The sequence below is a fragment of the Pseudomonas sp. NPDC089569 genome, assembly GCF_050280625.1.
GTDB lineage: Bacteria > Pseudomonadota > Gammaproteobacteria > Pseudomonadales > Pseudomonadaceae > Aquipseudomonas.
The window spans coordinates 1-22,246 of the sequence record NZ_JBNNVQ010000101.1 but is presented as its reverse complement, the minus strand read 5'-3'; the positions used below and the strand labels follow the sequence as shown (position 1 = coordinate 22,246).

22 protein-coding genes are annotated in these 22,246 nt (G+C 62.2%); 19 read left to right on the top strand and 3 right to left on the bottom strand.

The window, feature by feature from the left end; genetic code table 11:
- On the top strand, nt 1-563 hold a 563-nt coding region (locus ACQKP2_RS26565), incomplete at its 5' end, for a helix-turn-helix transcriptional regulator (protein WP_427580855.1).
- Nucleotides 564-566: 3 nt separating this feature from the next.
- Here ACQKP2_RS26565 and ACQKP2_RS26560 read toward each other — a convergent pair.
- From ACQKP2_RS26560 to ACQKP2_RS26550, 3 genes are read right to left on the bottom strand one after another with little or no spacing between them, the layout of a single operon-like run.
- Nucleotides 567-1,796: an acyl-CoA dehydrogenase family protein gene (locus ACQKP2_RS26560; protein WP_427580853.1), complete on the bottom strand. Its 1,230-nt coding sequence runs from the start codon at nt 1,794-1,796 to the stop codon at nt 567-569.
- A gap of 22 nt (nt 1,797-1,818) precedes the next feature.
- The gene (locus ACQKP2_RS26555; protein WP_427580851.1) at nt 1,819-2,892 is read right to left on the bottom strand and encodes a phosphotransferase family protein; all 1,074 of its coding nucleotides are present in this window, start codon (nt 2,890-2,892) and stop codon (nt 1,819-1,821) included.
- 30 nt (nt 2,893-2,922) lie between these two features.
- Entirely contained in the window at nt 2,923-3,834 is a 912-nt protein-coding gene (locus ACQKP2_RS26550) for an SMP-30/gluconolactonase/LRE family protein (protein ID WP_427580849.1), read from the bottom strand.
- A 204-nt stretch (nt 3,835-4,038) separates the two neighbouring features.
- Here ACQKP2_RS26550 and ACQKP2_RS26545 point away from each other — a divergent pair, with 204 nt between their 5' ends.
- The 18 genes from ACQKP2_RS26545 to ACQKP2_RS26460 form a co-directional block, all read left to right on the top strand.
- Entirely contained in the window at nt 4,039-5,727 is a 1,689-nt protein-coding gene (locus ACQKP2_RS26545) for a GMC family oxidoreductase (RefSeq protein WP_427580847.1), read from the top strand.
- A 166-nt stretch (nt 5,728-5,893) separates the two neighbouring features.
- Nucleotides 5,894-7,450, top strand: coding sequence for an acyl-CoA synthetase (locus ACQKP2_RS26540; RefSeq protein ID WP_427580845.1), 1,557 nt, complete (start codon nt 5,894-5,896; stop codon nt 7,448-7,450).
- A 33-nt stretch (nt 7,451-7,483) separates the two neighbouring features.
- The gene (locus ACQKP2_RS26535) at nt 7,484-8,668 is read left to right on the top strand and encodes a lipid-transfer protein (protein WP_427580843.1); all 1,185 of its coding nucleotides are present in this window, start codon (nt 7,484-7,486) and stop codon (nt 8,666-8,668) included.
- 27 nt (nt 8,669-8,695) lie between these two features.
- The gene (locus ACQKP2_RS26530) at nt 8,696-9,139 is read left to right on the top strand and encodes a MaoC family dehydratase N-terminal domain-containing protein (RefSeq protein WP_427580841.1); all 444 of its coding nucleotides are present in this window, start codon (nt 8,696-8,698) and stop codon (nt 9,137-9,139) included.
- Between the two features lie 12 nt (nt 9,140-9,151).
- Entirely contained in the window at nt 9,152-9,568 is a 417-nt protein-coding gene (locus ACQKP2_RS26525) for a MaoC family dehydratase (protein WP_427580839.1), read from the top strand.
- 25 nt (nt 9,569-9,593) lie between these two features.
- Nucleotides 9,594-10,430: an SDR family NAD(P)-dependent oxidoreductase gene (locus ACQKP2_RS26520; protein ID WP_427580837.1), complete on the top strand. Its 837-nt coding sequence runs from the start codon at nt 9,594-9,596 to the stop codon at nt 10,428-10,430.
- A 113-nt stretch (nt 10,431-10,543) separates the two neighbouring features.
- Nucleotides 10,544-11,692, top strand: a complete 1,149-nt coding sequence (locus ACQKP2_RS26515; protein WP_427580835.1) for an acyl-CoA dehydrogenase family protein — start codon at nt 10,544-10,546, stop codon at nt 11,690-11,692.
- Between the two features lie 23 nt (nt 11,693-11,715).
- Nucleotides 11,716-12,534, top strand: a complete 819-nt coding sequence (locus ACQKP2_RS26510; RefSeq protein WP_427580833.1) for an enoyl-CoA hydratase/isomerase family protein — start codon at nt 11,716-11,718, stop codon at nt 12,532-12,534.
- A complete protein-coding gene (locus ACQKP2_RS26505) occupies nt 12,531-13,943 on the top strand; it encodes a coniferyl aldehyde dehydrogenase (RefSeq protein WP_427580831.1) in 1,413 nt (470 codons plus the stop codon). Before ACQKP2_RS26510 ends, ACQKP2_RS26505 begins: the two co-directional genes overlap by 4 nt.
- Nucleotides 13,944-14,092: 149 nt before the next feature.
- A complete protein-coding gene (locus tag ACQKP2_RS26500; RefSeq protein ID WP_427580829.1) occupies nt 14,093-15,061 on the top strand; it encodes an NAD(P)H-dependent flavin oxidoreductase in 969 nt (322 codons plus the stop codon).
- Between the two features lie 18 nt (nt 15,062-15,079).
- Nucleotides 15,080-15,544: a PaaI family thioesterase gene (locus ACQKP2_RS26495; RefSeq protein WP_427580827.1), complete on the top strand. Its 465-nt coding sequence runs from the start codon at nt 15,080-15,082 to the stop codon at nt 15,542-15,544.
- 43 nt (nt 15,545-15,587) lie between these two features.
- A complete protein-coding gene (locus ACQKP2_RS26490) occupies nt 15,588-15,983 on the top strand; it encodes a Zn-ribbon domain-containing OB-fold protein (RefSeq protein ID WP_427580825.1) in 396 nt (131 codons plus the stop codon).
- Entirely contained in the window at nt 15,980-17,131 is a 1,152-nt protein-coding gene (locus ACQKP2_RS26485; RefSeq protein WP_427580823.1) for a thiolase, read from the top strand. Before ACQKP2_RS26490 ends, ACQKP2_RS26485 begins: the two co-directional genes overlap by 4 nt.
- Before the next feature lie 102 nt (nt 17,132-17,233).
- Nucleotides 17,234-18,310 carry an AraC family transcriptional regulator ligand-binding domain-containing protein gene (locus ACQKP2_RS26480; protein WP_427580821.1) on the top strand — a complete coding sequence of 359 codons (1,077 nt, stop codon included), beginning with the start codon at nt 17,234-17,236 and terminating at the stop codon, nt 18,308-18,310.
- 20 nt (nt 18,311-18,330) lie between these two features.
- A complete protein-coding gene (locus ACQKP2_RS26475) occupies nt 18,331-19,170 on the top strand; it encodes an AraC family transcriptional regulator ligand-binding domain-containing protein (RefSeq protein ID WP_427580819.1) in 840 nt (279 codons plus the stop codon).
- Between the two features lie 117 nt (nt 19,171-19,287).
- Complete coding sequence (locus ACQKP2_RS26470) at nt 19,288-20,484, top strand: acyl-CoA dehydrogenase family protein (protein WP_427580817.1); 1,197 nt, start codon at nt 19,288-19,290, stop codon at nt 20,482-20,484.
- A gap of 16 nt (nt 20,485-20,500) precedes the next feature.
- Complete coding sequence (locus tag ACQKP2_RS26465; RefSeq protein WP_427580815.1) at nt 20,501-21,643, top strand: acyl-CoA dehydrogenase family protein; 1,143 nt, start codon at nt 20,501-20,503, stop codon at nt 21,641-21,643.
- Between the two features lie 58 nt (nt 21,644-21,701).
- A partial coding sequence (locus ACQKP2_RS26460; protein WP_427580813.1) for an electron transfer flavoprotein subunit beta/FixA family protein occupies nt 21,702-22,246 on the top strand: 545 nt, incomplete at its 3' end.

Sequence of the window (22,246 nt, the reverse complement as noted above, 5' to 3'; positions counted from 1 at the left end):
TGCTGTGCTGGTGGCACGAGCAGCGTATCTCGGTAAAACAGCGCGACGTGCAACAGGCGCGGCGCGAGCGCATGCCCTTTGTCAGCAGCCTGCTCGATGGCGCGCAAGAGCAACTCAGCCCGCTGGATCTTGCCTTGCGCGAGGTTCATCACGCGTACGGCATCGTCTCGAATATCGTCGTTCCCGTGCATCTGCCCAGTGGCATCACTTCCCTCGTCGGCTGGACCAGCGCTACCGCAGGCGCCGCGACCCGCGTCGAGCCAGAAGTTTTTGGCGCGTTGCTGGCCGTGGCCCACACCTTTGTCGATACGATCGAACGCTACAAGGCCGGCGACAACTCCAGCACGCCCCGCAGCAGGCTCAGCAACCGTGAGCGCCAGTGCCTGCAATTGATCGCCGCCGGTTACAGCATGAAGGAAGCGGCGCGGGCGTTGACGCTCTCGCCCTTTACCGTGCGCGAGTATCTGGGTAATGCCATGCGCCGCCTGGGGGCGGGGAATCTGCCGCAACTGGTGTCGTTGGCCTGGCAACGTGCAGAGATTTCCCCGCCGGGGCTTGAGTAAGCGTTACCGGTACTTGCCGAATTCAAGGCGGGCGAGGGTGCGGTTGTGTACCTCGTCGGGGCCGTCGGCAATCCGGATGGTCCGAATCACTGCGAACAGGTGTGCAAGTTCACTGTCCTGGCATACGCCGGCACCGCCGAAAGCCTGGATCGCGTCGTCGATGATTCGGCAGGCCATGCGCGGGGCCGCCACCTTGATCATGGCAATTTCAGCCCGCGCGGCTTCGTTACCCTCGCGGTCCATCATGTCCGCGGCCTTGAGGCACAAGAGCCGGTTCATCTCGATATCGATGCGCGCTTGCGCGACCCGCTGTTCCCAGACCGACTGCTCCGAGAGCCGTTTGCCGAACGCGACCCGACTCATCAAGCGTTTGCTCATGAGCTCCAGCGCACGCTCGGCGACACCGATCACGCGCATACAGTGATGGACCCGTCCCGGACCGAGACGCCCCTGGGCGATCTCGAACCCGCGGCCTTCACCCAGCAGCAGGTTTTCAACGGGGACCCGCACGTCCTTGAGGACAACTTCCCCATGACCGCGTGGCGCGTGGTCATAGCCGAACACCGAGAGCATGCGCACCACCTCCACGCCCGGAGTGCTCATCGGCACCAGAATCATTGATTGCTGGCGATGGATCGGGGCGTCTGCATCGGTCTTGCCCATGACGATCGCCACTTCACACTTCGGATCACCGACGCCGCTGGACCACCACTTGCGGCCATTGATCACGTAATGGTCGCCGTCGCGAACAATGCTCGTCTGGATATTGGTGGCATCGGAAGACGCGACTTCAGGTTCGGTCATCAGGAACGCCGATCGGATCGTGCCGTTCATCAGTGGCCTGAGCCAGCGCTCCTGTTGGGCCGCGCTGCCATAACGCAACAGCACTTCCATATTGCCGCTGTCGGGTGCCGAACAATTGAAGACCTCCGGAGACCAGGGCAACTTGCCCATTTCCTCGGCGACATGGGCGTATTCGAGATTGCTCAACGCAGGGCCGTCGAACGGGAACTCGTTCACTACGCTGCCGTGGGAGGGCGGCATGAACAGGTTCCACAATCCCGCGGCCCGGGCCTGCTGTTTCAGTTCCTGAAGTACGCCGAGGGTCTTCCAGCGCTCACCGCTGGCCACTTCGGATTCATAGCGCTGTTCGGCCGGGTAGACGTGCGTTTGCATGAACTCGGCGACCCGTTTTCGCCAATGCGTCTGCTGTTCTGACAATTTGAAATGCATGAAGCTCTCCTGAAGATCGAGGTTATCGGGCCATTGCCCGTTCGGCTTGTTGCCAGGCAAGGTCAGCCAGCGGCACCAGGCGCTGCACGACTTCACTGGCGTTGCGCGATGCCGCCGTGCCGCGCAAGGCACGGCCTTTTATGCCGTGGATGATGACGGCGAGGCGGAACAGGGTGAATGCGAGATAGAAGTCATAGTGGTGGATTGACTCGCGTTGGCTGTGCCGGCAGTACAGCGCCAGGTATTGCTCCTGCGTCGGAATGCCGGCGGCTGCGAGATCGACCCCCGCCAACGCCGTTGGCGAGTGGTAAATCAAGGTGTTGAACGCAAGGTCGGCCAATGGATGGCCGATGGTCGACAGCTCCCAGTCGAGCACGGCGAGCACGCGCGGCTCGGTGGGATGAAAAATCATGTTGTCGGCGCGGAAGTCACCATGGACGATGCGCGCTTCCTCGCCGGGCGGAATGTTGGCTGGCAGCCATTCGATCAAGCGGTCCAGCGCCGGCACGCGCCCCGCGAGTTCATCCTCCCGGTATTGCCTGGAGAAGCGCGCGATCTGCCGCTGGAAATAGTTGCCCGGCTGGCCGAAATCACCCAGGCCAATGGCCTGTGGGTCGATTGCGTGCAGACGGGCAAGCGTGCGGTTCATTTCCTCGAAGTAGGCATGGCGTTGCTCGCGGGGCACTTCGGTGAATTGAGCGTCCCAGAAAATCCTGCCGCTGACGTGCTTCATGATGTAGAACGCGCTGCCGACCACGGATTCGTCCAGACACAACCCATAAGGACGCGCCACCGGGAAGCCGTGGGCATGCAACGCCGAGATCACTCGGTATTCGCGGTCGATCGCGTGTGCGGACTTGACCAGCAAGCCGCTCGGCCGCCTGCGCATGACATACACCGCACCGGGGGTATTGAGGCGGTAGGTCGGGTTCGACTGTCCGCCTTTGAACTGCTGGACGGTGAGCGGTCCTGAAAAACCGGCTATGTGGCTGCCCATCCATTGGGCAAGGCGCTGTTCGTCGAAACGATGCTCTTCGCGCACGGCCGACACGCCTGCATTCTGTTCGGCCCAGGGGCTCGTTGCTTGTTCGCTCATGATGATTTTCCGTTCGAAACGTTGGAGAGGTCAGGCGTAGTGGGCCAGTCGCAGCCCCGGGCGATCCCAGCGGGTACGGATGAGCTTGCCGCTGGCGGACAGGGTGATCCAGGCGTCCTTCATATCGTGGCCGCCGAAACAGATGTTGGTGGTGACAGGGTCAGGCAGGAGGAAAGAGGTGGTCTTGCCGGTGACCGGATCGACGCTGACGATTCCGGGATTCTCCACCAGCGCAGCAACGCAGACATGCCCGTCGGCAGTGACGGCCAGTGAGTCCAGCCATTGGCGTCCGGGAAAGGAGGTCACGACACGACCGGGTTTGGGCCAGCTCGCAGCGGCCTGGCCGTCGCCCTCAAGGTCGAAGGCCAGCAGCAGGCGTTCACTGGTCAGTGACACATAGAGAGTCTTGCCGTCGGGACAAAGGCCACAACCATTGGGCTGCAACAGCCCGCGAGCGATCGCGTGAATCGAGGAACCGTCAGCCCTGGCATAAAAGACGCCGCCCAGGTCAACGTCATGTTCCCGGCTTTTGCCGCAATCGGTGAAATAAAAGCCACCCCGATCATCGAAAACAATGTCGTTCGGCCCTTTGAGGGGAATGCCGTCGCAGCTGTCGTACAGGCGCTCAACCCGCCCGGTGCCGATATCGACCGTTTCGATACGGCCGCCGGAATAGTCCCGGGGCTGGCGGCCCGGGAACAGCAGCCCATTGTGCTCGGTCCAGCTGAAGCCACCGTTATTGCACAGATAGACACGGCCGTCCGGGCCGATGGCTGCACCATTGGGGCCGCCGCCCGGTTCGGCAATGGTCTGTTTGTCACCGTTTGACGTGATACGGGTCAGTCGTCCGGCTGCGATCTCGACGACGATCACCGAGCCGTCCTGCATCCAGATGGGGCCTTCGGGAAAGCGAAGGTCCTGTGCAACGATTTGATAATCCATGAAGCGGTTTCCTTGGCGAACGGTACGCCGAAAACTCTAGGGTCGGGAGGACGGGAGCAACAATCCCTGCAAAGTGAGGGGTGGGCAGGCGCCGGGCGACAGGTCGCCTTGGTTGGCGTCCGCAAAATGGTTCGAAGGAACGATGGCGGGGCACCTTCGAGCGCCAATACTCCGGGCACCCCCATAACAAGAAAGGAACAGCCCGTGGAAAACACCTACGACTTCATCGTGATCGGTGGCGGCTCGGCCGGATGCGCCGTGGCCGGCCGGCTGGCTGACAGTGGCAGCCAAAGCATCGCCCTGCTCGAAAGCGGCGGCCATGATCACAGCCCGGCGGTGACCGTTCCCATCGGGCTGGTGGTTTCGATTCCCCGGCCTGGTGAGCGCAACTATGCCTATGAAAGCCTGCCGCAGGCCTCGATGGAGGGACGCAAGTCCTACCTGCCACGGGGACGAGGGCTGGGCGGCAGTTCCTCGATCAACGGCATGCTCTACCTGCGCGGCACGCCTTCCGATTACGACCATTGGGCAAGCCTGGGTTGTGAAGGCTGGAGCTGGAAGGACGTACTGCCTTACTTCAAACGCTCCGAATGCAACGAGCGCGTTGCCGGACGCGACGATGAATTACACGGTGGCAACGGTCCGTTGCACGTGGTCGATCCGCGCGCACCTTGCAGCTATATGCGCCACTTCCTTGAAGCCGCCTCGGCAGCCGGGCATCCGTATAACCACGACTTCAATGGCCACCAGCAAGAAGGTGTCGGTTACTTCCAGGTGACCCAGAAGAATGGCGAACGCTGGAATTCGGCGCGGGCCTACTTGCACAAGGGCAACGCGGCAGACCCGGCCAACAATGGCGGACGCAAGCACCTGCACGTACTGACCGGTACCCAGGTTCTGCGCATTCTGTTCAAGGGCAACCGTGCCGTCGGCGTGCGTGTCGTGCGTGACGGCAGGGAAATGGACCTGCACGCCCGTCGCGAGATCATTCTCAGTGCCGGCACCTTCGGTTCGGCACAGTTGCTCCTGGCATCGGGAATCGGTCCGACGGCGCAATTGCAGCAGCACGGGATTCCCGTCATCCACGACGCTCCCGAAGTCGGCAAGAACCTGCAGGACCATGTCGACCTGATCATGCACAAGCGCCTGTTCAGTACCGATCTGTTCGGCGTGTCGATCCGTGGCGCCCTGCGTTATGCCTTCGAATGGCTCAGGTACCGCAAGCACCGTGCGGGCCTTTTCACCCGCACCTTCACTGAAGCGGGCGGGTTTGTGAAAACCGATGCGGCCTTGAACGATCCTGACGTGCAACTGCATTTCGTCATGTCGGCGGGTGACAACCATGGCCGCACCTTCCACTACGGTCATGGCTATTCCTGCCACGTGTGCGTACTGAGGCCCCACAGTCGGGGCGAAGTGCGCTTGCAATCGGCGGACATGCGTGTCGCGCCCGTCATCGAAATGAACCTGTTGACCGATGAGCGCGACATGGCGGTCATGCTCAAGGGCGTGCACATCATCAAGAAAATCTTCGATCAGCAAGCCTTGGCGCGTTTCGGTGGCAAACCCTTGCACTACGGCCACTTGAAGATCGATGGCAGCGACGACGATGCCGTGCGCACCATGATTCGGCGCAAGGCCGACAACGTCTACCACCCGGTCGGTACCTGTCGCATGGGCAGTGACGCCGGCTCGGTGGTCGATCCGCAGCTGCGGGTACGCGGTGTCGAAGGTCTGCGGGTGGCGGATGCGTCGATCATGCCGACGCTGGTGGGAGGCAACACCAACGCCCCTGCAATCATGATCGGCGAGAAGGCCGCCGATCTGGTACGGGCAGCCGCGGATGCACGCTTCGGTGCGCGCGAACAAACGGCACTGTCCGACCGACTCTGAAACCCGCGGGAGAGGGCGCGCCGCAGCGCTGGTTCGTTCGAACTACTGCGGCAAAGCGCTGCAAATTACCTACTTCGAACCAAGATTCAGGCCCCCCGCAGCCCTAACATCGTAGTGGCTCGCCCAAGGGCGAACCCGATAACAATATGCGCATCCAGAGGCAAGTATGTACCTGACACAAGGCCTGCACCGATCTCTGCAACTGAACCCTGATCGGGTCGCGTCCACGTTTCGTGGCCGGCAACGTACCTATCGTGAAATTGCTGACCGCGTTTCCCGCCTGGCAAGCGGCCTGCGCGCCCTGGGCATGGCCGATAACGACCGCATCGGCATGCTCGCGCTGAACTCCGACCGCTACATGGAGTTCATGCTTTCGGTCTGGTGGGGCGGTGGTGTCCTGAACCCGGTGAACATCCGTTGGAGCGTGCCGGAAATCGTCTACTCCCTGGACGACTGCGATACCCGCATCCTGTTCGTCGACGACAACTTCCTGCACATGACCCAGGCCATTTGCGCCACGGCCAAATACCCGCCGTTGCTGATTCACGTCGGCGATGGCCCGGCCCCGGAAGGCATGCTGTCGTTCGAGCAGCTGATTGCCGAAAACGAGTCGATGAAAGACCTCAATCGCGGCGGTAGCGACATCGCCGCGATCATGTACACCGGCGGCACCACCGGCCTGCCCAAAGGTGTGATGCAGACCCACCTGAACCTGTGGTCCTCGGCGGTCATGCGCATGGCCGAGCATCCGATCATTCGCAACTCGACCACCCTGCACGTCGCACCGATGTTCCATACCGCCTCCATGGCGCGGGTGGTGTTCCAGTTTGTCTCCGGTGAAGCGCACTGCTTCATCCCGATGTTCGAGCCGCTGGAAATGTTGCAGACCATCGAGCGTGAACGGATCAATGAAACTCTGTTGGTGCCGACGATGCTGCAAGCCTTGCTCATGCATCCGCAATTCGAGCGCTATAACCTCGCCAGCCTGCGTCGCATTGCCTACGGCGCCTCGCCGATTGCCTTGACGCTGCTTGAGCGCGCCATCGATGTCTTGCCCGAGTGTGAGTTCATGCATGCCTATGGCATGACGGAAACCTCTCCGGTGCTGTGCCTCAACCCCCATGCCAACCATGGCCCCGAGGGCCGCGTCAGCGGGCTGGTGCGCTCGGTCGGCCGTCCATTGCTGGGCGTGGATCTTCGCATTGTCGATGAACACGACAACGAACTGCCACGCGGCACCGTCGGCGAAATCATCGTGCGCGGTCCCAATGTGATGAAGGGCTACTGGAACCGTCCCGAAGAAACCGCCAAGACCTTGCGCCGCGGCTGGATGCACACCGGCGACGGCGCCTACATGGATGAACAGGGTTACGTGTTCATCGTCGATCGTCTCAAGGACATGATCGTCAGCGGCGGTGAAAACATCTTTTCCGCTGAAGTCGAAAACGTCATTGCCCGCCACCCGGCCATTGCCATGAGCGCCGTGATCGGCATTCCGGACGACAAGTGGGGCGAAGCGGTGCATGCCGTCGTGGTGCTCAAGCCCGATTGCGTCCTCAGCGAAATCCAGCTGATCAGCCACTGCCGCGAACATATCGCCGGCTACAAATGCCCGAAATCCGTGGCCTTTGTCAGCGGCCTGCCGCTGTCTGCCGCGGGCAAGATTCTCAAGCGCGACCTGCGTGAACCTTTCTGGAAGGACCGGGCCAGGGCTGTCAACTGATCTGTTCGCCATTCACCCATCAGGAGTCAAGACATGAGCAATAAAGTAGTGGTCGCCGGCGTCGGCATGATCCCTTTCAGCAAGCCGGGCCAGAGCGATGACTATCCGGTCATGGGCGCGGCCGCGGCCAAACGTGCACTGGCCGATGCCGGTATCGATTACGCGCTGGTTCAGCAAGCGTATGTCGGCTATGTGTTCGGGGACTCCACCTCTGGCCAGGCCGCCATTTATGGCGTGGGTCTGACCGGCATCCCGGTCATCAACGTCAACAACAACTGCGCCACCGGTTCCACTGCACTGTTCCTGGCTCGTCAGGCCGTGGCAAGCGGCGCCATCGATTGCGCCATTGCGCTGGGCTTCGAACAAATGGTCCCGGGTGCCCTGAAAGGTGCCTGGACCGATCGCCCCGGACCGATGGAACGCTTCGCCAGGGTGATGGCCGATGTCCAGGGCTATGACGAGCAGGCCCCGCGTGCCGCGCAGTTCTTCGGCGGCGCAGGCCGTGCCTATATGCGTGAATATGGCATTAGCGCCGAAACCTTCGGCCGCATCTCGGTCAAAGCCCGTCGCCACGCGGCGAACAACCCGTACTCGGTATTCCGCACGCCGATTACCCTGGAAGAAGTCATGGCGTCGCCAACGGTCTTCGACCCGATGACCCGCCTGCAATGCTGCCCGCCGACCTGCGGCGCTGCGGCCGCGATCATCTGCTCCGAAGCGTTTGCCCTCAAGCATGGCCTGGACACCCGCGTCATGATCGCAGGACAAGCCATGACCACCGACCGCAACAGCACCTTCGATGAAGCCGACATGCGCAAAGTGGTGGGTTATGACATGACCCGTGCTGCCGCCACCAGCGTGTACGAGCAAGCCGGCGTCGGCCCGCAGGATATAGGCGTAGTCGAGCTGCACGACTGCTTCACCGCCAACGAGTTGATCACTTACGAAGGCCTGGGCCTGACCCCGGAAGGCACCGCCGAGAAGTTCATCCTCGACGGCGACAACACCTATGGCGGCCGTGTGGTGACCAACCCGTCCGGCGGCCTGCTCTCCAAGGGCCATCCACTGGGTGCTACCGGCCTTGCCCAGTGCGCCGAGCTGACCTGGCAACTGCGCGGCACCGCCGAGGCCCGTCAGGTCGAAGGCGTGCGTTTTGGTTTGCAACACAACCTCGGCCTCGGTGGCGCCTGCGTGGTCACGCTGTACCAGCGCCAGTAACCAGGCGCCTGAACCGGAGATAAACCCATGATCGACAAACGTCATATCGGCACCGTGGTGTCGCGCCACAGTGTGGACGTCGAAGCCGGCCGCCTGCGCTTTTTCGCCAAGGCCATCGGCCAGGGCGACGATCGCTACATCGACGCCAACGCCGCCCGCGAGCAGGGCGACAGCCACCTGCCGGTGCCGCCCACCTTCCTGTTCTGCCTGGACATGGATGCGCCCAACCCGCGCGCGACCATGGATCTGCTGGGGATCGACATCGGCAAGGTGCTGCACGGCGAACAGCGCTTCACCTACCACCACATGGCTTACGCCGGCCAGCGCCTGAATTTCGAAGGTCGCATTGTCGACATCTACGACAAGAAGGGCGGCGCCCTGGAGTTTGTGGTGCGCGAAACCCGCGTGACCAACGAAGCCGGCGAGCTGGTGGCAGAACTGCGCAACAGCCTCGTCGTGCGCAACGGTTAAGGAGCCCGACCCATGCAAAGCATCAATCTGGCCAGCCTGGCCATCGGCAGCGAACTGCCGTCGTTCACCACACAACCCATCAGCCGCCTGACCCTGGCCCTGTACTGCGGTGCCTCGGGCGATCACAACCCGATTCATGTGGATGTGGATTTCGCCAGAAAGGCCGGCATGCCGGATGTGTTCGCCCACGGCATGTTGTCCATGGGCTACCTGGGACGCCTGCTGACCAACTGGGTAAGGCAGGAGGCCATTCGCGACTTCTCGGTGCGATTCGTCTCCATCACCCAGGTCGGCGATGCCATCACCTGCGCCGGCAAGGTCGTGGAGATCGACGAGGTCGGCGGCACGCTGCGCCTGGAAGTCACCACCCGCAACCAGGCGGGTGAAATCAAATTGTCGGGCGAAGCGGTCATTGCGCTCAACGCCTGAATCAAGCACCCAAAGGAGAACAACAATGCACAACAAGCTCGAAGGTAAAGTCGCCCTGATCACCGGCTCCGGCCGTGGCATCGGCCGCAATGTCGCCCTGCAACTGGCAGCGCTTGGCGCACGGATCGTCATCAACGATCTGGACCAGGAACCTGCCGATCAAACCGTGGCCGACATTCGTGCCGCCGGTGGCGACGCCGTTGCCTGCGTGGGCAGCGTGACCGCTCCGGAATTCGCCGAGCGCTTCCTCAAGACCGCCATCGACACCTACGGCACCATCGACATCATCGTCAACAACGCCGGTTTCACCTGGGACAACGTGATCCAGAAGATGTCCGACGATCAGTGGGACGCGATCATCGAATGTCACCTGACCGCGCCGTTCCGCATTCTGCGTGCGGCCCAGCCGATCATCAGCGCCCTGGCCAAGAAAGAAGCCGCAGAAGGTCGTGAAGTGTTCCGCAAAGTGGTCAACATCTCTTCCGGTGCCGCTGGCGGCAACGCGGGCCAGGCCAACTACTCGTCGGCCAAGGCCGGCATCCTCGGCATGACCAAATGCCTGGCCAAGGAGTGGGGCCGCTTGAAAGTCAACGTCAATGCCGTGGCTTTCGGCCTGATCGACACTCGCCTGACCCAGGCGCTGGCCGGCGAAGACAGCAAGACCGTCAACATCGAAGGTCGCGAAATCAAGGTCGGCGTACAGCAGGCTCGCCTGGACGCCGCCAGTACCGCCATTCCACTCGGCCGTCCGGGTAAGCCGGAAGAGGCAGCAGGTTCGGTCGTGCTGTTCTGCCTGCCGGAGTCGGACTACCTGTCGGGCCAGACCCTCTATTGCGGCGGCGGCCCAGGCAGCAACTTCTAAGGCGCCAGCACAAAACGCACAGCGACATGCCTTCCGTGCAGCACCTGCAAGTGCTGCACGGTCCGGGCCCGGAACAAACCAAGAAAAATTCCAAGCCAGCCTGAGGAATGCCCATGACTGCCTGCACATCTCCCTGGATCACCGAAGACCTGGTGATCTTCCAGGACTCCATTCGCCGCTTCATCGCCCAAGAGCTGGTCCCCCACGAAGAGCGCTGGGGCCAGCAGCACCATGTCGACCGCGAAATCTGGTTGAAGGCGGGCGAATTCGGCATGTTGTTGCCCAGCATTCCGGAAGAGTACGGCGGTGCCGGCGGCACCTTTGCCCACGACGCAATCATCACCTTGGAACAGGCACGGGCGATCAGCACCAGCCTGGGTACCAATGTGCACAGCGGTATCGTGGCCCACTACCTGCTGCGCTACGCCAGCGAAGCGCAAAAACGCCATTGGCTGCCGAAAATGGCCCGTGGCGAGATGGTCGGTGCCATCGCCATGTCCGAGCCGGGCGCCGGTTCCGATCTCAAGAGCATCAAATGCCGTGCGGTACGTGACGGCGATCACTATGTCATCAACGGTTCCAAGACGTTCATCACCAACGGCCACCACGCCGATCTGGTCCTGGTCGTGACCAAGACCGACCCGGACAAGGGCGCCAAGGGCGTCTCGATCATCGTGGTCGAAACCAAAGACCTGGAAGGTTTCCGTCGCGGACGCTTCCTGGAAAAAATCGGCCAGAAGGGCCAGGACACCACCGAGCTGTTTTTCGACGATGTGCGCGTGCCGTGTGCCAACCTGCTGGGGCCGGAGGAGGGCAAGGGCTTTATCCAGCTGATGCAACAGTTGCCTCAGGAACGCATGATCATTGCCTTGGGCGCATTGGCCTCCATGGAGCGGGCCATCGAGGAGACGGTCAATTACACCCGTGATCGCAAGGTGTTCGGGCAGTCCCTGCTGGATATGCAGAACACCCGCTTCAAACTGGCCGAGTGCCAGACGGTCGCCACCATCGCCCGCAGCTTTGTCGACGATTGCATGGTCAAGGTGCTCAAGGGCGAGTTGAGCCCGGAAACCGCGGCCATGGCCAAGTGGTGGTGCACCCAGCAGAACTGCCAGATCATCGACGAATGCCTGCAACTGCACGGCGGCTACGGCTACATGGTCGAGTACCCGATTGCACGCATGTACATGAATGCCCGCGTCAGCAAGATCTTCGGCGGCTCCAACGAAATCATGAAGGAGCTGGTGGCGCGCACGCTGTAAGCGTGTCCGTCCCGGAGGATGCCATGACGACTAACGAGTTTCGCGTGATTGAACTGTCCATCGACGATGGCCTGGCGACGCTGACCCTGAATCGCCCCGAACGCAAGAATGCGCTCAATGCACAAATGTTCGCCGAGCTGCTCGATGCCCTCAATGGCTTGCGCCGCAATCCCGAGGTCAAGGCACTGTTGCTGACGGGCGCCGGCAGCGATTTTTGCTCCGGCGGTGATGTCGGCAACATCGGTGGCAATGTCGAGGCCACCAGCGTGCGCACCAGCATGGTGGAATATGGCCGCGTGCTCAGCGCACTGGCCGATTTCGACCGGCCGGTGGTCGCGGCCGTGGATGGCGTGGCCTACGGTGCAGGCTTCAGTCTGGTGCTGGCGGCGGACGTGGTGATCGTTTCCGAACGGGCACGCTTCTGCATGGCCTTTGCCCGTGTCGGGTTGGGCCCGGACCTGGGCGCGTCCTTCACCTTGCCGCGCATTGTCGGTCTGCAGCGGGCCAAGGAGTTGATTTATTCGGCCCGCGAGGTCCGGGCACAGGAGGCGGTGACACTGGGTATCGCCCTGCAGGCCTGCCCGCAGGCGGACTTTCTCAACCGGGCCGAGGAACTGGCGCGCAGCATGGCGAACATGTCGACGACGGCATTCGGCATGACCAAACGCCTGCTGGCCCGTGCCCTGGAGAGCGACCTGGCGACACAACTGGACGCTGAAGCCACAGCCCAGGCGTTGCTGTTGACGTCCACCTACACCCGGGACGCTTCAGCACGATTCGCGCGCAAGCAAGCACCGTTGTACCAGTGGCCGCAACTGTCCGGACAAGGGGTTGAATCATGAGCACCCATCAAGACCTGACGGGCGACGCCATTCGCCGTGTCCTCGACAACCAGCGCGCCGCGTACCTGGCGAGCGATGCCTGGAGCGCCGAGCAACGTATCGAACGGATCGACCGTGCCATTGGCTTGCTGGTGGACTTCCAGGACGAGATTGTCGAAGCGGTCTGCGCCGATTTTGGTCACCGCAGCAAGGATTTCAGCCGTGTCGCCGAGGTGTTGTCGCCGCTGATGACCCTCAAGCAAACCAAGGCCCGGCTGGCCGGATGGATGCAACCCGAAATGCGCCAGACCGACCGTGGCGACGCCTGGGTGCAATACCAGCCTCTGGGCGTGGTGGGCATCGTCAGTCCCTGGAATTTTCCGGTCAACCTGACCTTTGGCGGATTGGCCGGTGCGCTGGCGGCCGGCAATCGCGTGATGATCAAACCTTCGGAACTCACTCCCGCAACGTCGGAACTGATCGCCAGGATGATTCAATCGGTGTTCAACAGCGATGAAGTGGCCGTCATTCTCGGCGGGCCGCAAACGGGGCAGGCGTTCTGCGCCCAGCCGTTCGATCACCTGCTGTTTACGGGGGCCACCAGCGTCGGCAAGCACGTGATGCGGGCAGCGGCCGAAAACCTGGTGCCGGTCACGCTGGAACTGGGTGGAAAATCGCCGACCATCATTTCCCGTTCGGCCGACTTCAAGGCGGCGGTAGGCAAAATCATCACCGGCAAACTGCACAACAGCGGGCAGATCTGCCTGTCGCCGGACTACGTGTTCGTGCCTGAAGAGCGGCTCGCCGAGTTCGTCGCCACGGCCAAGGAAGTATTGGCAAGGCACTTTCCGCGGTTGTTGTCGAACCCGGACTACACCTCGGTGATCAATGCGCGTCACTTCGAACGACTGCATGGATACCTGCAGGAGGCCCGCACGGCGGGCGTGGAACTCATCGAGCTCAACCCGGCCGGGGAAGATTTCACCGGCCAGGCTCATCACAAGATCGCACCGACGCTGCTGATCAACCCCGGTGACGAGCTGAAGGTCATGCAGGACGAGATTTTCGGGCCGCTGTTGCCGGTCAAGTCCTACGAATCCATCGAGGACGTGGTGGGGTATATCAATGCCCATCCACGTCCACTGGGGCTGTACTACTTCGGCGCCGATCCGGTCGAAGAGACATTCGTGCTGAACCGCACCGTCTGCGGCGGCGTGACCCTCAACGATGTGATTCGCCACGTGGGCGTCGAGAGCCTGCCGTTCGGCGGCATTGGCCAAAGCGGCATGGGCGCCTATCACGGCCAGGACGGTTTTCGCACCTTCAGCCATGCCAAGGCTGTGTTCCGCCCGGTGGACGGCCCGGACCTGATGCGGCCACCGTTCACGGAACCGTTGCGGCAGATGGTCGCCTCGCTGATCCAGCGCTGAACCGGCTCCCCTGTAGGAGCGAGCAAGCTCGCGATGGTAGCCGGGGCACCGCGGGGCACCAGGCTCCCCGCGTTATCGTTAACGACCATCGCGAGCATGCTCGCTCCTACAGGGGGGCGTTCTCGGACATTTTTTGGAGAGACAACACGATGAAAACACGGATCACTGAACTGTTCGGTATTCGTTACCCGATCATCCAGGGCGGCATGATGTGGGTCGGTCGCGCCGAAATGGCGGCGGCGGTCTCCAATGCCGGTGGCCTGGGCATACTGACCGCGTTGACCCAGCCATCGCCCGAAGCGCTGGCTCAGGAGATCGAACGCTGTCGTTCAATGACCGACAAACCGTTCGGCGTGAACCTGACCCTGCTGCCTTCGATCAACCCGCCGCCCTATGCGCGTTACCTCGATGTGATCATCGAAAGCGGCGTGAAGATTCTCGAAACCGCCGGCAACAATCCCGGTGAGCACATTGCCCGGGCCAAGGCCGCCGGGATCAAGGTCATCCATAAGTGCGTGGCCGTGCGCCACGCGTTGTCGGCCGAGCGCCTGGGCGTCGATGCGGTGTCCATCGATGGCTTCGAATGCGCCGGGCACCCAGGCGAGGACGATGTTCCAGGGCTGGTGCTGATTCCCCTCGCCGCCCGCCAATTGAAGATTCCCGTGGTGGCATCCGGCGGTATCGCCGATGGTCGAGGTCTGGCGGCAGCGCTGGCCCTGGGTGCCGAAGGCGTGAACATGGGGACGCGGTTTTGCGCCACCCTCGAGGCGCCCATCCACGACAACATCAAGCAAGCGCTGGTCAAGGCCAGTGAACGTGACACTCGCCTGATATTCCGCACGTTGCACAACACCGCACGGGTGCTGCGCAATCCGGTGTCCGAAGAGGTGGTCGGCATTGAACAGCGCGGCGGCGCCCGGTTCGAGGACATACGCCACCTGGTGGCGGGCGCACGCGGTCGTGCGGCGCTCGAAGGCGGGATGCCCGACGACGGTATCGTCACCGCTGGCCAATGTGTCGGGTTGATCAACGATGTGCCCAATTGCCTGGAGTTGATCGAGCGGATGGTCGCCGAGTGCAGGGAACACCTGCAACGGGCCCAGGCTTGGGCTTGTTGATGCAGAGGAGCCGTCGATATGAACAGTAGCCCGCTCGATGAACAGACCCTGGCGCGGATGGACCGGCACGGCGTGCCACCCGGTTTCGAACCCATGCGCATGCGTGTGGGCTTTGTCCGGCTGTGCGACTCGGTGTATGTCGATTACCAGCGTCAAGTGCTGGGGGCGCGCATCCTGCCCGAGCACCTGAATCCGCTGGGTATTGCCCACGGCGGAATGCTAGCGACCCTTGCCGACACGGCCTTTGGCACGGTGATCAAGCTCAATTCCTCCAGCCCGTTGCCGCCTGCGACCATCAATCTGAGCCTGGATTACATCAGCCCGGCTCACGAGGGCGCCTGGATAGAAGCCCACGTCCAGGTCCACAAGTTAGGCCGGCGCCTGTCCAACGCCAGTTGCTCGCTGATGGATGGCGAGCGTTTGGTGGCACGGGGCACGGCCACCTTTGTCAGCGGCACCCAGTCTCTGCACAGCAGAAGCTGACGACTTTCCAGCCCACTTCAAAACCTTCAGTCAGGAGCCTCCCATGACCGAATCCACTTTGCCCGCCGAAGCCTGTATGGGCCCGGAAGCCCAGTACCTGAGCTTTCTGTCCCAGGGGCGTTTCATGATCCAGCGCAGCCGTTCCACCGGGCGCCATGTGTTTTATCCCCGTGTCGTGATTCCGGGCACCGGCGAGACTGATCTCGAATGGGTCCAGGCCGCCGGCACCGGCACCCTTTACGCCATTACCGTCAACCGCGCACGCCACGGCAGTCACAACGTCGCGCTGATCGACCTGGACGAAGGTCCACGCATGATGTCGCGTATCGAAGGACGCGAAACAGCCCCCATCGGCAGCCGGGTGCAAGCGCGGATTGTCGAGGAAGAGGGCGTGGCTATCGTCGTTTTCGATTTGATCGAACAAGGAGTCAAACCATGAACGAAGCCATTCGCGCAAAAACCGCCATTGTCGGCATTGGTACAGCCGGGTGCGGCGAAGCCCGGGGGTTCAGCGCCATCGAATTGCTGGGCCAGGCATCGCTCAAGGCCATCAGTGATGCCGGCCTTGAACTCCAGGACATCGACGGCATCTTTGCCGCCACCAGTTCCCATGCCTTCCCGACCCTGTCGGTGGCGGAGTACCTGGGCATCAAGCCCAAATACGTCGACGGTACCAACATCGGCGGTTCCAGCTTCGAAATGCACCTGCTCCAGGCCACCCTGGCCCTGGAAGCGGGGCTCTGCAACGCGGCGCTGGTGTGCTACGGCTCCAATCAGCGCACTGCCGGCGGCCGGCTGGTGTCGATGAGCGAGCCGCAGTGGCATGAGTCCTTCTACAAGCCGCGCCACCCGATCACGTCCTATTCGCTGGCCGCCAGCCGGCACATGCATCAGTACGGCACGACCCGGGAAATGCTTGCCGAGGTGGCCGTCTCGGCGCGGGGCTGGGCGAACCTGAACCCCGAGGCTTTCGCCCGTGGACCGCTGTCCATCGAAGACGTCATGAACAGCCGCATGGTCAGCGACCCGTTGACTTCCGCCGACTGCTGCCTGGTCACCGACGGTGGCGCCGCCTGCGTGCTGGTGCGTGCCGACCGTGCCCGCCACTTGCCGCAAAAGCCGGTGTATTTCCTCGGCGCCGCCGGGGCTCAGTGGCACCGCTCGGTGGTGTCGATGCCGGACCTGACTGTCACTGCCGCCTCCGAGAGCGGTCCGCGGGCCATGGCCATGGCCGGGGTCAAGCATTCGGATGTCGACCTGGTGATGCTCTACGATGCCTTCACGATCAACACCATCCTGTTTCTCGAAGACCTCGGCTTCTGCCCGAAGGGCGAGGGCGGTCGCTTCGTCCAGGATGGACATATCGCACCTGGTGGTGGCCTGGCGGTGAACACCAACGGTGGCGGCCTGTCGTGCGTGCACCCGGGGATGTACGGCTTGTTCCTGATCGTCGAGGCGGTGACCCAAATCCGTGGCAACGCCGGCGATCGTCAGCTCAAGAAAGCCGACATCGCCTTGCTGCATGGCAATGGCGGCACCCTGGCCAGCCAGGTCACCGCGTTCCTGGGCAGCGAAGCGACGCTCTGATGCGTACTCATCCTTAAATTGGTTCGAACGATCTACAGCCATCGGCCGGTGCGGGCGGGATACTCGATCCCGGAATCATTTCGACAGTGTGGGAGGGACGTCATGTACTCACAGATCAATCCAGCCCTGACACCGGCACCCAATACCGTTTACCTGCCGACCCTGCTGCCGGCAATCGAAGGCATGTTGCGCCGTGGCGTGACGGTGGAGCGGATCTGCGCCGTGTTTCAGCGCAGTCTCGCCGATATCCGGGCGCCGCTGGTGAGGGTGCCGATGCTGATGTCACGGCGTTTCTGGGATCTTGCCATGGAACACAGCGCCGATCCGGGCATCGGCCTGGCCTTGGGTATGGACCTGCTTTCACGCCAACCCAATGGCTTGAGTTATCTGTTCGATGCCGAGTCTTCACTAAAGCGCGGTTTCGACTATCTGGTGCGCTACTCGGCGCAGTTCCAGGGGCATTTTCGCGCTGAAGTGGTGTTCCGCGCCGATGAAGTGCAGGTTCGCCTGCATGACGTCGGCAGCCTCAAGGCACCGCCGGCGGTGGTCGACTATGTCATGGCCGGCCTTTGTGCGCTGGTACGCCGCAAGATGCTCAGTTGCGGGCATCCCGGTTCGCCCGTGCGCCACGTGTCGTTCGCGCACGCCTGCGTGGCCGATCCTTCACGCTACGTGTCGGCGCTGCATACATCGGTGAGTTGGGGGCAACCCTGGCATGCCTTGCATTTCGAGCGCGGGCTTTTCGTGCGGGACCTGACGCGTCGCGATGCGGCCCTGGTGCAGCGGCTGCAGGCACTGGTCGACGACATCGACCTGCGCAGCCGGCCATCGCTGTTGGCCGAAGTCTGCGATCAGATCGCCCAGGACCTTTGCAATGGACCCACCCTCGAAGCGTTCTGCAACCGTCGACACATGACCCGGCGTACTGCCCGCAGGCGCTTGCAGGCCCAGGGCGGGCAGTACAGCGATCTGCTCGACGAATACCGCCGCTACCGCGCCGGTGATCTGTTGCAAGGCTCTTCCCTGAACCTGATCGAGGTCACGGATCTGCTCGGTTATCGCGATCTGTCCAGTTTTTCCCGCGCCTTCGGGCGCTGGTATGGCAGCAGCCCCGGTGCCTGGCGTGAAGGGCTGACCAAGACCGCCGGCGGCGTACGGTCGGTGCAAGTGCATTCGTAGTAAAAGAGGAGCCCATAACAATGACAAATCGTTTCTCTGTTTCCAGCACACTCGCCAATCTGTTGCTCGACCATGCGGTTTCCCGTGGCCTGGACAGAACCGCGCTGCTGCAGGAATGCGGACTCACCCTTGCGCATTTGTCCGATCCCCTGCAACTGCTGCCCGCTGAAGCCTTCGAGCGCCTGTGCCTGGCTTGCGAGCGCGACAGCGGCGACACCTTGTTCGGTTGTGACATGGCCCATCGCCTGACGGCCAATGGCTTGCACGGCTTGAATATTCTGATGGATTGCGCGCCGAACCTGGGGGAGGGGTTGCGTTGCCTGGGCCAGTACTTGCCGGTGCTGACCGAACGCATGACACTCGATAGCCGGGAAGACGCTGATAGCAGGGTCTTCACGCTACGCATCTCGCACCCGCAACCCCATTACTACTGGCTCGATGCAGCCTTGCTGGCACTGCTGCGCAACATGTCGCGGCGGGTGGGCAAGACCCCGGCCACGCTGCTGAAAAAAGTCTGGATCAACCCCAGCCAGCACTGTGCGCGCCAGCTCGAAGACTGGGGCATCGCTTATGAGTACGCATCCTCCCCTGCCTTCATGCTTGCGCGCGATGCCGTTCGTTTGCGTCATCTCAAGGCCGACGAGTTCTTTCACCGCGCCATGCTTGCCCATTGGCAGTCACTGCGGCCGGCAACGCTTGAGCAGACCGACGAACTGGCGAAGGCGCGCCTGTGGCTCAAAAGCTCGGACCAGCCGATCGAGCATATCGCTTCCCTCATGGGCTACAGCCAACCGGGAAACTTCACCCGGGCATTCCGTAAACAGTACGGCATGACGCCCCGGCAATACCGTAACGCCTGAACGCGGCGCATCAATCGCGACAACAACCTTGTTCCTGAGGCCAGCCATCGTGCCCGGTCTCTGCACACACGGCCGGGGCCCGAGGCCTCGGCTTTTTCCAACGCCCGAGGAGTCTTGATGGACATCCATTTCACCCCCGATGAGCTCGCCTTCCGAGAGGAGGTGCGCGATTTCCTGCACAAAGAACTGCCGACCCAACTGGCTGCCAAGGTGAAGCTGGGCAAGCACTTGACCAAAACCGACTATGTCAACTGGATGCGTACCTTGAACACGCGCGGCTGGTATGCGCCGATGTGGCCGGTCGAATGGGGTGGCCAGGGCTGGAGCATCGTGCAAAAGCACATCTTCGACGAAGAGTGCGCAGCATTTGGCGCGCCACGGGTGTTGCCGTTTGGCGTCGTGATGGTGGGGCCGGTCATCATCAAGTTCGGCACCGAAGCGCAAAAGGCCCACTACCTGCCGCGCATCCTTGACTCCACCGACTGGTGGGCACAGGGCTATTCGGAGCCGGGCGCCGGATCCGACCTGGCATCGCTCAAGACCCGTGCGGTACGTGACGGCGACGTTTACATCGTCAACGGCCAGAAGACCTGGACGACCCAGGCCCAGCATGCCGACTGGATCTTCTGCCTGGTGCGCACAGATCCGCAGGCCCAGGCCCAGCGTGGCATCTCCTTTTTGCTGATCGACATGAAGAGTCCCGGCATCACCGTGCGGCCGATCATCACCCTGGACGGCGATCACGAAGTCAACGAGGTGTTCTTCGACAACGTCCGCGTGCCGGTGAGCAATCTGGTGGGTGAGGAGAATCAGGGCTGGACCTGCGCCAAATACCTGCTGACCCATGAACGGACGGGGCTGGCCGGGATCGGCGCGTCCAAGGCACTGCTGCGGCACCTCAAGGCCATCGCCGGTCGTGAACTTTGCGAAGGCAGGCCTTTGATTGACGACCCACAATTTCGCGCCCAGATCGCCGAAGTGGAAATGCAGTTGATGGCCACCGAAATGAGCAACCTGCGGATTCTGGCGGCCAGCGCCGAAGGCGGCGCACCGGGCACCGAAAGCTCCATTCTGAAGATCAAGGGCACCGAAGTTCGCCAGGCCATCACCCACCTGTTGCGAAAGGCTGTCGGCCCGTACGCGTTGCCGTACCTGGAGGACGAACTGGAAGCGGCCTTCGGCGAGAACCTGCTGCATACCGACTACAGCGCCACCTTGGCCAACCAGTATTTCATCATGCGCAAACTGTCGATCTACGGCGGCTCCAACGAAATTCAGAAAAACATCGTTTCCAAGATGATTCTCGAACTGTAATGAGGTTGTTCTGATCATGGATTTCAAATTGACTGAAGAGCAGCAAATGCTGCAAGACACCACCGCACGCCTGGTGCGCGATGCCTACGGCTTTGAACAGCGGGAGGCATTGCGTCGCAGCGAGTTGGGTTTCGGCCAGGACTTCTGGCAAACACTCGGGGCGCTTGGGTTGACCTCGGTCCCCTTTGCCGAGCAATACGGCGGCTTTGGCGGCAGCGGTGTGGACACCATGCTGATCATGACCGAGCTGGGTCGGGGGCTGTGCCTGGAGCCTTACCTGCAGTCGGTCATTTACGCCGGCGGACTGATTCAGCAGCTGGGCAGCGACGCGCAGAAAAACGATCTGTTGCAGCAAGTGGCCAGTGCCGAACTGCAACTGGCTGTGGCCCTCGAGGAACCGCAAAGCCATTACCACCTCAATGACGTGCAGACCCGCGCCGAAGCCGTGGAAGAGGGCTTCAGACTGTCCGGCCGCAAGGTCGCAGTGATCGGCGGACATAGCGCCGGCCTGATCCTGGTATCGGCACGTGTCGCGGGCGATGCGCGCAGCGAAGACGGCATCAGCCTGTTCCTGGTCAACCCGGAAGCCGAGGGCGTGAGGCGTCGCGTCTACCCGACCGTCGATGGCTTCAAAGGCTGCGAGCTGTTCCTGGACGATGTTTTTGTCCCTGCCAGTTCGCGCTTGGGTGAAAACGGCAAGGCCCTGGCCGCCTTGCGTTATCAGCAAGGTCGCGCCATCGCCGCCCAGTGCGCCGAAGCCGTCGGCGCGATGCAGGCGGCTTGCGACCTGACCCTGGACTATCTCAAGCAGCGCAAACAATTCGGGCAGCCCATCGGCAAGTTCCAGGTGTTGCAACACCGCATGGTGGATATGCGCACCGAGCTTGACCAGGCCATCTCCATGGCGACGCTGGCGGCATGCGTGGCCGATCAGCCTGACAGCGATGAACGCAGCCGGACCCTGGCTGCCGCCAAATTCATTGTCACCCGCGCCGGGCGGCTGATCTGCGAGCAGAGCATTCAATTGCACGGAGGCATCGGCCTCACTGAAGAGTACGTGGGGTCGCACTACGCCAAGCACCTGGTGATGATCAGCCATCAGTTGGGCGATGACGATCACCATCTGAAGGCTTACAGCCGACTGATGCAGGTGGCTTGACAGCGGATCGAGCGTTCATTTGTTCGGGCCTGCAAAGGCCCTTTTTTGGAGTATTCCCATGAAAGTCCTCGTTGCCGTCAAGCGCGTGGTGGATTTCAACGTCAAGGTCCGCGTCAAGGCGGACCAGACCGGCCTGGATCTGACCAGCGTCAAGATGGCCATGAACCCCTTCTGCGAAATCGCCGTGGAAGAAGCCGTGCGCCTGAAAGAGCAGGATATTGCGAAAGAAATCGTCGTCGTCTCCGTCGGCCCGTCCACCGCTCAGGAGCAACTGCGCACCGCGCTGGCTCTGGGTGCCGACCGTGCCATCCTCGTCGAGTCCGCCGAAGACCTGACTTCCCTGGCGGTTGCCAAACTGCTGAAAGCCGTTGTCGACAAGGAACAGCCTCAGCTGGTGATCCTTGGCAAGCAAGCCATCGACAGCGACAACAACCAGACTGGCCAGATGCTCGCTGCCTTGAGCGGCTACGGTCAGGGTACCTTCGCTTCGAAAGTCGAGATCAGTGGTGACAGCGTGGCTGTGACCCGCGAAATCGACGGCGGCGCACAGACCGTTTCCCTGAAACTGCCGGCCATCGTCACCACCGACCTGCGTTTGAACGA

Excerpts from the sequence above, each read along its gene's own strand:
- ACQKP2_RS26560 (WP_427580853.1), bottom strand. The coding sequence starts at position 1,796 with ATGCATTTCAAATTGTCAGAACAGCAGACGCATTGGCGAAAACGGGTC.
- ACQKP2_RS26555 (WP_427580851.1), bottom strand. The coding sequence starts at position 2,892 with ATGAGCGAACAAGCAACGAGCCCCTGGGCCGAACAGAATGCAGGCGTG.
- ACQKP2_RS26550 (WP_427580849.1), bottom strand. The coding sequence starts at position 3,834 with ATGGATTATCAAATCGTTGCACAGGACCTTCGCTTTCCCGAAGGCCCC.
- ACQKP2_RS26540 (WP_427580845.1), top strand. The coding sequence starts at position 5,894 with ATGTACCTGACACAAGGCCTGCACCGATCTCTGCAACTGAACCCTGAT.
- ACQKP2_RS26535 (WP_427580843.1), top strand. The coding sequence starts at position 7,484 with ATGAGCAATAAAGTAGTGGTCGCCGGCGTCGGCATGATCCCTTTCAGC.
- ACQKP2_RS26530 (WP_427580841.1), top strand. The coding sequence starts at position 8,696 with ATGATCGACAAACGTCATATCGGCACCGTGGTGTCGCGCCACAGTGTG.
- ACQKP2_RS26525 (WP_427580839.1), top strand. The coding sequence starts at position 9,152 with ATGCAAAGCATCAATCTGGCCAGCCTGGCCATCGGCAGCGAACTGCCG.
- ACQKP2_RS26520 (WP_427580837.1), top strand. The coding sequence starts at position 9,594 with ATGCACAACAAGCTCGAAGGTAAAGTCGCCCTGATCACCGGCTCCGGC.
- ACQKP2_RS26515 (WP_427580835.1), top strand. The coding sequence starts at position 10,544 with ATGACTGCCTGCACATCTCCCTGGATCACCGAAGACCTGGTGATCTTC.
- ACQKP2_RS26510 (WP_427580833.1), top strand. The coding sequence starts at position 11,716 with ATGACGACTAACGAGTTTCGCGTGATTGAACTGTCCATCGACGATGGC.
- ACQKP2_RS26505 (WP_427580831.1), top strand. The coding sequence starts at position 12,531 with ATGAGCACCCATCAAGACCTGACGGGCGACGCCATTCGCCGTGTCCTC.
- ACQKP2_RS26500 (WP_427580829.1), top strand. The coding sequence starts at position 14,093 with ATGAAAACACGGATCACTGAACTGTTCGGTATTCGTTACCCGATCATC.
- ACQKP2_RS26495 (WP_427580827.1), top strand. The coding sequence starts at position 15,080 with ATGAACAGTAGCCCGCTCGATGAACAGACCCTGGCGCGGATGGACCGG.
- ACQKP2_RS26490 (WP_427580825.1), top strand. The coding sequence starts at position 15,588 with ATGACCGAATCCACTTTGCCCGCCGAAGCCTGTATGGGCCCGGAAGCC.
- ACQKP2_RS26485 (WP_427580823.1), top strand. The coding sequence starts at position 15,980 with ATGAACGAAGCCATTCGCGCAAAAACCGCCATTGTCGGCATTGGTACA.
- ACQKP2_RS26480 (WP_427580821.1), top strand. The coding sequence starts at position 17,234 with ATGTACTCACAGATCAATCCAGCCCTGACACCGGCACCCAATACCGTT.
- ACQKP2_RS26475 (WP_427580819.1), top strand. The coding sequence starts at position 18,331 with ATGACAAATCGTTTCTCTGTTTCCAGCACACTCGCCAATCTGTTGCTC.
- ACQKP2_RS26470 (WP_427580817.1), top strand. The coding sequence starts at position 19,288 with ATGGACATCCATTTCACCCCCGATGAGCTCGCCTTCCGAGAGGAGGTG.
- ACQKP2_RS26465 (WP_427580815.1), top strand. The coding sequence starts at position 20,501 with ATGGATTTCAAATTGACTGAAGAGCAGCAAATGCTGCAAGACACCACC.